The sequence below is a fragment of the Streptomyces sp. URMC 126 genome (assembly GCF_051386555.1).
GTDB lineage: Bacteria > Actinomycetota > Actinomycetes > Streptomycetales > Streptomycetaceae > Streptomyces.
In genome coordinates this window covers 1-244 of sequence record NZ_JBPQTX010001230.1, presented here as the reverse complement: position 1 = coordinate 244, position 244 = coordinate 1, and the positions used below count along the sequence as shown (strand labels likewise).

General features: G+C 73.8%; 1 protein-coding gene. It reads right to left on the bottom strand.

Annotated features, from left to right (window positions below; all coding sequences use genetic code 11):
- The coding region (locus ACSNOK_RS35785) for an acyl-CoA thioesterase (RefSeq protein WP_436784829.1) at positions 1-244 on the bottom strand (244 nt) is incomplete at both ends.

Below are 244 nucleotides of genomic sequence, written 5' to 3'. Positions count from 1 at the left end.
CATCAGCACGATCCGCGCCTCCTGCACGTAGTCGAAGTACTTGACGTTGTTGACGTGGCCGTAGGAGTCGAGGTCGGACCAGCGCACGGACAGCGGGTAGTGCGACGCCGGCTCCACGACGGCCGTCCTCGGCAGCGGGCGGAGCGGCACGGGCGGCTCGAGCACCGCCTGCAGGCCGGCCCGCTCCCCCGCGTCGAGCCGGCGCAGCCCGCCGCCAGCCAGGTCGAACGGGGTGGCGCCCGTC